This window comes from Holdemania sp. 1001302B_160321_E10 (assembly GCF_015552275.1).
In the GTDB taxonomy this organism is placed as follows: Bacteria; Bacillota_I; Bacilli_A; order Erysipelotrichales; family Erysipelotrichaceae; genus Holdemania.
Map to the genome: position 1 here is coordinate 60,397 of NZ_JADNEM010000014.1, position 9,221 is coordinate 69,617.

The 9,221-nt window shown below is 52.7% G+C and carries 8 protein-coding genes; all 8 read right to left on the reverse strand.

From position 1 onward, the window contains the following. A complete protein-coding gene (gene carA, locus I2D94_RS10070; RefSeq protein ID WP_195396708.1) occupies window positions 1-1,086 on the reverse strand; it encodes a glutamine-hydrolyzing carbamoyl-phosphate synthase small subunit in 1,086 nt (361 codons plus the stop codon). Window positions 1,087-1,089: 3 nt separating this feature from the next. Further along, on the reverse strand, window positions 1,090-2,376 hold the full coding sequence (locus I2D94_RS10075; RefSeq protein ID WP_195396710.1) for a dihydroorotase: 1,287 nt from the start codon (window positions 2,374-2,376) through the stop codon (window positions 1,090-1,092). Beyond that, window positions 2,377-3,252, reverse strand: a complete 876-nt coding sequence (locus tag I2D94_RS10080; RefSeq protein ID WP_195396712.1) for an aspartate carbamoyltransferase catalytic subunit — start codon at window positions 3,250-3,252, stop codon at window positions 2,377-2,379. It lies immediately after the preceding gene. A gap of 387 nt (window positions 3,253-3,639) precedes the next feature. Beyond that, window positions 3,640-5,025 carry a PTS transporter subunit EIIC gene (locus I2D94_RS10085; RefSeq protein WP_195396744.1) on the reverse strand — a complete coding sequence of 462 codons (1,386 nt, stop codon included), beginning with the start codon at window positions 5,023-5,025 and terminating at the stop codon, window positions 3,640-3,642. 124 nt (window positions 5,026-5,149) lie between these two features. Next, window positions 5,150-5,638 (reverse strand): PTS glucose transporter subunit IIA, encoded by a 489-nt coding sequence (locus I2D94_RS10090; protein ID WP_072684100.1) that lies wholly within the window; start codon window positions 5,636-5,638, stop codon window positions 5,150-5,152. 4 nt (window positions 5,639-5,642) lie between these two features. Next, the gene (locus I2D94_RS10095) at window positions 5,643-6,530 is read right to left on the reverse strand and encodes a ferredoxin family protein (protein WP_195396714.1); all 888 of its coding nucleotides are present in this window, start codon (window positions 6,528-6,530) and stop codon (window positions 5,643-5,645) included. Continuing rightward, entirely contained in the window at window positions 6,511-7,392 is an 882-nt protein-coding gene (locus I2D94_RS10100; RefSeq protein WP_195396716.1) for a PRD domain-containing protein, read from the reverse strand. The genes I2D94_RS10095 and I2D94_RS10100 overlap by 20 nt, the downstream gene beginning before the upstream one ends. Before the next feature lie 644 nt (window positions 7,393-8,036). Continuing rightward, window positions 8,037-9,161: a helix-turn-helix domain-containing protein gene (locus I2D94_RS10105; protein ID WP_195396718.1), complete on the reverse strand. Its 1,125-nt coding sequence runs from the start codon at window positions 9,159-9,161 to the stop codon at window positions 8,037-8,039. Window positions 9,162-9,221 lie beyond the last annotated feature (60 nt).

Here is a 9,221-nt window from a genome sequence, read left to right on the forward strand (position 1 = left end):
TTAACGGCCCTCCTTCATAGCTTCCATGTTGTGAATGAACAATCCGAATAAATATTTGGAATCCTCCGGTCCGGAAGCGGATTCCGGATGGTACTGGGTTGAGAAGATGCGGTCCTCGTCAATCCGCAGGCCCTCGACCGTCTGATCCAGCAGGTTGATGTGCGTAATTTCGACGCGGGTCTTTTCAATCCCTTCCGTGCTGACGGCGTAGCTGTGATTCTGGGAGGTAATCTCGACCTTGCCGGTCAACAGATTTTTAACCGGATGATTGCCGCCGCGGTGGCCGAATTTCAGCTTGTAGGTATGCAAGCCGTTGGCCAGCGCGATCATCTGATGGCCCAGACAGATGCCGAAGATCGGCTTTTTGCCCTGAAGCTGACGGATCAAATCAATGACCTCCGGCACGTTTTCCGGATCGCCCGGCCCGTTGGACAGGAAGATGCCGTCTGGATTGAGCGCCATGATCGTTTCATACGAAGTGTTGTACGGCACGATTGTGACGTTGCAGCCATAGCGGTTCAGCTCGCGGATGATGTTGTATTTGATGCCGCAGTCAATCGCAACGACATTGAAGCGCGGATTGGCGCAGCGGGAATACCATTTTTTCCTGCACGAGACGCGCGCGACCAGATCCTTTGGGGCGTTGTAGGCCGCCAGCTTCGTCATCGCTTCCTCATGGGTTACATCTGAGTCGCAGATCAGTCCGAGCATCGAACCTTCGTCGCGCAGAATCCGCGTCAATTTCCGGGTGTCCAGATGCGTCAGGCCCGGCACCTCGTTTTCTTCCAGCAGCTCGTTGAGCGTCTTGGTGTAGCGGAAGTTGCTTGGCTTGTCGTTGTATTCGCGGACGATGAAGCCCTTCGGTCCGATCAGCTTGGATTCATAGTCTTCGTCAATGATGCCGTAGTTGCCGATCAGCGGATAGGTCATGACGACGATCTGTTCGGTGTAGGAGGGATCGCTGAGAATCTCCTGATAGCCGACCATCGACGTGTTGAATACCAGCTCGGCAATCACTTCCTTCGGACTGCCGAAGCCCTTGGCCTGCAGCTCCATGCCGTTTTGTAATACGAGTTTACGATCCATTGTTTATAGCCCCTCTCTATACACGATCTGTCCGTCCGCCACCGTCATCACGCAGCGGCCCATCGCCCACCAGCCTTCAAACGGTGTGCTTTTGCCTTGGGAGACAAAGGTTTTCGGATTGATTTTTTCGCGTTGATTCAAGTTGAAGACGGCCAGATTGGCCTTTTCAAAGTTGACGATCTCGCCGCCCTCGATGCCGAAGATATCGGCGCAGTTGTAGCTCATTAACTCAAAGCACTTTTCCAGCGTGATCTTGCCGGTGCGGACAAGATAGGTGTAGATCAGCTCAAACGCGGGTTCAAGGCCGACGATGCCCATTGCGCTGCCCTGCAGGCCCTTCGCTTTTTCCTCGGCGCTGTGCGGTGCGTGGTCAGTTGCGATCATGTCGATCGTGCCGTCCTGAATGCCCGCGATCAGCGCTTCCTGATCGGCCTTAGTGCGCAGCGGCGGGTTCATCTTGAAGCGGCCGTCGTCGGCGCTGATGTCGTCCTCGCACAATAACAGGTGATGCGGCGTGACCTCGCAGCTGACCTGGACACCACGCTGTTTCGCCTGGCGGACCAGCTCGACGGATTCCTTACAGGAGATGTGGCAGATATGATATTGGCAGCCGGTTTCCTCCGCCAGTCTGAGATCGCGTTCGATCTGTTGGTATTCGCTGGCGCTGCTGATGCCAATCAAGCCGAGTTCCTCCGCCTTGCGGCCCGCGTGGATGCAGGCGCCCCTGGCGATCAGGCTTTCATCCTCGCAATGCGCGACGATCAGGCAGTTGTTGCGCCTGGCCGCCCGCATCGCTTCGCGCATCATCGCTTCTTCCTGCACGCCCTTGCCGTCGTCGGAGAAGGCGATCACCTCCGAGGCCAGCGCGTCGAAATCAACCAGCTCGCCGACCCCCTTCTGCCCCTGAGTGATGGCGGCATAGGGAATGACCTGGATCTTTGCGTTATAGCGGATCAGGTCCTGCTGCACCTTTAAGTGTTCCAGGGAGTCCGGCACCGGATTGAGGTTGGGCATCGCCATGATCGTCGTATAGCCGCCCTTGGCCGCAGCCGCGGTTCCGGAAGCAATCGTTTCCTTGTATTCAAAGCCCGGCTCGCGCAGATGCACATGCGGATCGATCAGCCCCGGTGCGATCAGCAGGCTTGACGCGTCGATCACCTCGTCCACGTCCTCCGCCGTCAGATCGATCTGATCTGCGGCCGTGACCCGGCCCAGATCGTCAACCAGAACGTCCATTTTGCGGACCTTGCCGCGGTAAAGCACCTCGCCGTTCTGCATTAAAAAGCTCATTTATCGTCCCTCCATTGCGCGTTTCAGCACCGCCATGCGCACGAACACGCCGTTGTTGATCTGTTTGAAGATGCGGGATTTTTCGCATTCCACGACCTCATCGGCAATTTCCACGCCGCGGTTAAACGGCGCTGGGTGCATGATGATCGCGGTGTCCTTCATCGCTTTCACCCGCTCCAAAGTCAGACCATAGCGCGCATGGTATTCTTTTTGAGTCAGGGACATCGCCTGTTCATGCCGTTCGTGCTGCACCCGCAGCAGCATGATCACGTCCATATCCTTGACCGCCTGATCGAAATCAATGTAGTCGTACTGCGGATCGCGGTATTCCTCCGGTCCGCTGATGAAGCATTGCATGCCTAAGCGCTGCATAACCTCGATGTTGGTATGGGCGACGCGGGAGTATTTTACGTCCCCGACAATCGCGATTTTCAAGCCGTCAAAGTGACCGAACTCCTGGCGGATCGTCATCAAATCGAGCAGCGACTGGGTCGGGTGGTCTTTCTTGCCGTCGCCGGCGTTGAGGATCGGAATGTTGATCCGGCCCTGCAGCTGCTTGTAGTATTCATCCTGCCGATCGCGGATGACCACGGCGTCCAGGCCGAAGCTCTCAAACGTTTTGACCGTATCGTAGAAGCTTTCGCCCTTCTGCATCGAAGAGGCCTGAGCGTTGAAGTTGATCACCTTCATCCCCAGTTTTTCCTCGGCGGTATTGAAGCTGTACTGGGTTCGGGTAGATGGTTCAAAAAACAGGTTGGCAACGATTTTTCCTTTCTCGCTGTCGATGAACTGGCCCTGGCGGCATTGTTCGGCAACATCGAGAATGTGCTGAATCTCATCGGTAGAAAGAGAGCTGAGTTGGTATAGATCGTTCATCAGGAATCCTCCGTTTCTGTAAAAAAAGCCTTCAAAAACAGGCTTTTGAAGGTTACACGAAAAGAACGCAGATTCATCTTAAAATTTGTGTATGCCTTCTTAGTGTCGCTGCACTAAATTAAAGCCATGAATATTATAACCCAGTTTGTTTTTCAGCACAAGCTTTCGTTCATAAAACCCTGGAAATTCAGTTCCGTTTCCTTCACTTTTCCCCTGTCTTTCCAAGATAAACCAAGCTGTTCGCTATCCTTATTTTATATCTGGGATCAATCTTTTCGATAGTCCCATAAAACTGTGGCTTCTGCCGCTGAAACGCAGAGACAAAAAAGGAAGTCCGTTTTTCCTCAGACTTCCCTTATTTCCCTTTTTGCTTATTCAGTCGGCGGGTTACTGGATCTCCTCCGGCTTGATCATCATCCATGCCGCGATGAAGGCCACCGCGAAGGCGATCAGCACTGTGATGCAGGCATTGATCAAATTCATCGGATTATCCAGACTGATGAAAACCGGCAAGGTCGGCAAACCCGGAGCGCCCTTGGCGAAGCGAACGACATGCGTGATGCCGGCATAGAAGCCGCCGACGCCTCCGCCGATGACCGTCGCGATCAACGACTTCTTATTTTTGGCGGTAAACCCGTACAGCGCCGGTTCCGTGATCCCACACAACGCGGTCACGCCGGCGGTAAAGGCCAGCGGCTTTACCTTTTCATCCTTCGACTTCAATGACAGCACCAGTGTGGACGCTCCCTGCGCGATGTTGCTTGCCAACATGCCTGTGCCTAACAGCGAGCTAAAACCCATCTGAGCGATCTGCATTGTTTCCAACGTACCGACTGCCCGGTGCATACCGACAAAGACCAGAAACGGCGAAACGGCGCCGACGATCACCGGAACTAAGAATGGGACGGAAGCGTCGATCGCCGCGAAGATCTGCATTAAGACCTCGCCGAGAACCGCACCGATCGGGCCGAGGATTAACAGGCCCACCGGAAAGGTGATCAGCAGCGTCAGCATCGGCTCCATGATCGCTTTGACGACCTTGGGTGAAACCTTGCGTGCAAACCGTTCGACATACGCCATGAACCAGACGGTCAGGATCGTCGGAAAGACGGTCGAGGAATAATTATACAGAACGACCGGCATGCCGAAAAACGCAACGGCCTCGCCTGCGGAAACCAGACCGACATACGCCGGATGCACAAACATGGCCGTAACGGCGGCCGCGATATATTTGTTGCAGCCAAAATAAGAAGCGGCGGTGACGCCTAAATAAATCGGCAGGAAGTAGAAAATCGTATCGGAAACATAATTGATAATGATGTATTCCTGCGAGGTTTTCGCCAGTCCGAAAACAGCTACGAGAATCGCCAGCACGGCCTTGATCATCCCGGCCGCCGTAAACGCCGGCACCAGCGGGGTAAACATACTGCTGCAGGCATCGAAGAATTTCCCCGCAGCCGCCTTCTTTTTATTCTTCGCCACCGGCTGTTTTTCTGCCGCTTCCGCGGACTTGGCCGGGGCTTCGCTCTGGGCCTGCTCGACCAGCTGACTAACCACGCCGTACAATTCCGGAGCGTCGCTGCCGATAATGATCTGCGTCTGCGCTCCGACCTGCATCACCTTGATGACTTCCGGCAAAGCAGTCAACGCCGCCTCATTCACCTGACTTTGATCCCGCAGCGTCAGCCGCAGCCGGGTCGCGCAATGGGAGACGGCTTGGATATTGGCAGCGCCGCCGACGTGTTCGATACATTGTTTTGCAAGTTCTTTCATCTTCATTCTCCTTATTTTAATAGATTTAAAAACATTGACTCTAAGCCCGGATGGGAAAATGAATCGGATACTGATCTTGCCTGCGTGAGTAACAATTCTGGTTATCGGGATTCGTGGATGTGAATTACTTCGATACGGATAATAAATTTTCCTGGGCTTTGATCATCCCCTCCTTCAGTGTTTCAACCTGTTTGAACAAACGGGCGTTGGTAACGATCATCACAACGCCGTCCGGATAGCCGGCAGCCTGAATCTGTTCGCGTGAAAAGCGCATCAGCCGCTCCCCCGCCTGCACGTGCATCTTCGGCTGGACTTCCACCTGAAAGCCTTCGCCGTTGAGATTGACGGTGTCCAGACCGACGTGCAGCATCAACTCGACGCCCTCATCGCTCATCAACCCGATCGCGTGCTTCGTCGCCGCCACCATGACAACCTCGCCCGCAAACGGCGCGGTCAGTTCGTCTTCACCCGGCTGGATAACGCAGCCCGGTCCCAGCAGCGCTTCTGAAAACACGCCGTCATTCAGGCTGGCCAGCGGTTTCACTTCGCCGGAAACCGGCGCTTTGACGATCAAGCGGGCCGCCGTCCGCCGGCCCTGTTTAAATAATCCCATCGTTCTACTCCTTTCCTTCTTTGAGAATTTCTTCCGGATATTCCGGCTCAATTTTGCTTGCGAACCATTGACGCAGCGGTTCAATTTCCTGAGCGCTCATCCACCGCTGCGGGCGGCCTGCCAGACGGTAAAAGCAGGGAAAGACAATCTCCACAACCGCAAACGGCCGGTTTTGCCGCTGCAGCATCAACGCCTTACGCAAGCTTTGCGTCAGCCGTCCTATCGCTTCGGGCGAGCGCACGCTGCCGCGGGCCAGATAGGAAGCGTAACCTAAGTCGCGCAGCTGTTCAAGCATCCGCGAACCGCCGCCGATAAGCTGTCCCGCTTCATCGCGCTCAAACCAGTTTAAGGTATTGATGATTGTAACCGACTCGTCTCGCAGCGCGTTGAAGCGTTGTTGGTTCAGGGCGGTGGACGGCGCTTTGCTGCTGGAACAAATCAAGATGACCAGCTTTTCCGGATGCGCCTGTTTATAGGCCAGACCATCCTGATAAAACTGTTCGTCCGCGTAATCGTGCAGTTCGCAATTCAGATTAACATCAGCGGCTTTCTTCTTAAAGATCACCACCTGCTCTTGCACCCCTAACTGTTCGATCGCATCGGCCAGCGCTTTTGTCAGCGAACCGAGATAACAACCCGCATGCGGCGGGATTGCCTGCTTGTCAATCAGAGTATTGCTGACAGGCTGATTGTTTTCAAGAAAATCAATCGCTCCCGCCGTACACATCAGCTCGCATCGCCGGCAAGCGATGCAGCGCTGAGGATCGACATTTTCAACGAAGCACACGCCGCGGCGGTTATACTGGGCTGACAGGCGAAGCAAATCCAGCGGACAGGCCGTCAGGCAGTTCCCGCAGCCGGTACACTGATCCTTATTTAAACGTTGTTCCATTAGAACTCTCCTCCATTTTCAAATTTTTAAGCAGATTGTGGATGTGCAGCGCCAGATAACCCTTTTCTTCCTCGCCCACCGGCATGTGAAACTCGTTTAAGATAATCCCGGCAATCAGTTCCGTACACGCTTCTAAGCGTGGATATTTCTGCACAAGCAGCGGGTACAGCGTACTCTGCGAAGCTTCCAATAACTGTCCGTCATGCAGGCGGGCAGCCAGAAAGCTCAGATGTGTCAGAAACCGGGAATAATAGACCGACAGATGATCCAGCTTCACGCCGTATTCCCGCTCGATTTCCTGAATCACGCGCTCCTGAAACAAAAGTCTGACCTTCGCGTCGCTGCGGAAATGCTGTCCCTGAGCATTGATATAATGCAGCACAATGTAGCCGGCTTCATCTTCCCCCAGTGTCGTCCGGGTTTCTTTCTCGATCAGATCCAGTCCCTCTTTCGCAATCAGAAATTCCCGCGGATACATCGTCTTGACTTCCTCAAGAATATCCAGCGGCACCTGGAAGCCCTCCTGCTTGTTCCGCACGGCATTGTGAATATGATCGGAGAGACTGATATTCATCATCACGTTGACCTTGCAATGCAGCCGGGATTCAAATAAAGCGATAATTTTCGTGGTCATGTCGATATACACCGGGTCGATATCCTCAACCAGATTCATCAGGAAATTCTTTTCCTTCGTATCCGAAGGTTCAAAAACCTTGATGATTTTTGAATTGTCGATGCTATCCCCACGCTTCTTTCCAAATCCAACAGCCTTGCCGAACACAATGATTTCCCGGCCTCCGGCATCCGTGGAAAACACCACGTTGTTGTTGATCAGTTTTGTTATCACATAGTGATCCTGCATAAGAAAACAGCCCCTTTCGTTTCTGACATAGAAAAAGATCAGTAACAGATGCAAAAAACGCATCAGATACTGATCTTGCCTGTTCCCAGTAACAATTCTGGATATCTGTGTCTCTACTATAAAATCTTCAAAATAATTTGTCAATCTTTTTCTAAAAAAATCCATTTTCCCTACACAGGTATAAATTAAGCGTCTTTTTATCCTTAATTTCTCATCGCGTCTGTTGATCTTGAACCCGTTCTCACTTTGATCGCGGATCGTCAATTTCCTTCCATCAGCGCTGCCATAAAACCGCATCGTCGCTTCCCACGTATTAAAATCAATCATCTTTTGCCTATCCGAACCTCCCAACCCTATTTCTGAATCAACCATTCTCTTTGTCTTGTGTCAGCACGCTTTCATCAACATAATCTTTCGCCGCATTCTCCAGCCGCTCGCTGCAGTCAAAGTAGAAATAAACATCTACTTGCCGCCCGTATTTTTCCAATTCGCTGAGGCGCTGACGAATGGAAGAAGGAACCGGAAAGTCAATGACAAGCTGATCATTCGATTCCTTCTGACCTTTTCAGCCCCTTTGTTATGATCACCTTTCCTTATTCTCCACGATTCTGGAATTTCCAGAAAGCTGAACGCATCCCGATCTGCTAAGCCCAGCTGATCAACAGGATCAATCCCAGCAGAATTCCATCCGCCACCGCCACGCCCAGCGTATTTTTGCCGAAGCGATAGATTTCACCACGCTCAATCAACCGGTGCAGTTTATCCTGCTCAATCATCATCCAGACGACATTCAACAGGATATAGGGCAGAAAAAGAAGGACCTGAAATGCAGCTTTGGGGGAATTATGACCCACCCAGCCCAACATGCCGGAAAGAATCAGAATCATCACTCCCGCCATCAGTGCCGCGGCGAAGAAAATTGAAATGCGATTCCCGCTGCGGATCTTGTCGGGATAATCCGGATCCCGATAAATCCGGTCCTTATATTTCACATTAACGAGGAGAATGGACAGGACAAAGCCTGCCAGGTACATCACAAACAAGACCATCGACAGAGATTCAGAAAGCTGCCCTTCCAACAAACAGCTCAGAATTGAAAAGCTCAGCGTATCGGTCAGAATCATCGTTGCCATCGCCGCCGTCATGTCCGCCATCACATCCAGATCATACGGCGCATGCGGATCATAACCAGACAACAGCGAGAAATCGCGGCTGCGGATGCAATAGGTAAACGCCGCATAGATCGACAGCGCGATCAGCACGAAGACAAACCGAAAGCCATACCGGCTCAGCGCTTCCTTCATCGTGGACGTCGTGGCGCACAACCAGAGCAACGATCCCAAATGAGTCGCCAGAATTGCCAAAAAGAGTCGGGTTAACGGCCGTGTATCGACTTCCCTGCGTTTAAGATGGATATCGGTTAACAGCTCGTTCATATCGACGCCGAACACCTGTCCGATCTTCTTCAGCGCGGCGACATCTGGTTCCGTCTTATCCCGCTCCCAATTCGAGATTGCCTGACGGGTCACGCCCATGACGTCCGCGAACGCCTGCTGCGTCATGTTTTTCTCCTGCCGCAGCCCGGCGATTTTTTCACCCAGTGTTTTCATGCTCTTCACCTCAACCCGATTGTAAGGGACACCCTGCGGATTTGTCACGCAACGTTTTCTTGCCTGACGCTTAAACCGCAGTAAACCGATTATTTTAAGCCTTCCTGCCGGATCACCGGCGCGCAGCGCGGGCTTAAAAGATTCTAATGCTGCGTTCATTGAATTTTCCTCATTCCTGATTTTAAGTTTACCTGAAAATTCCGCAGCCGTCAAAAATCT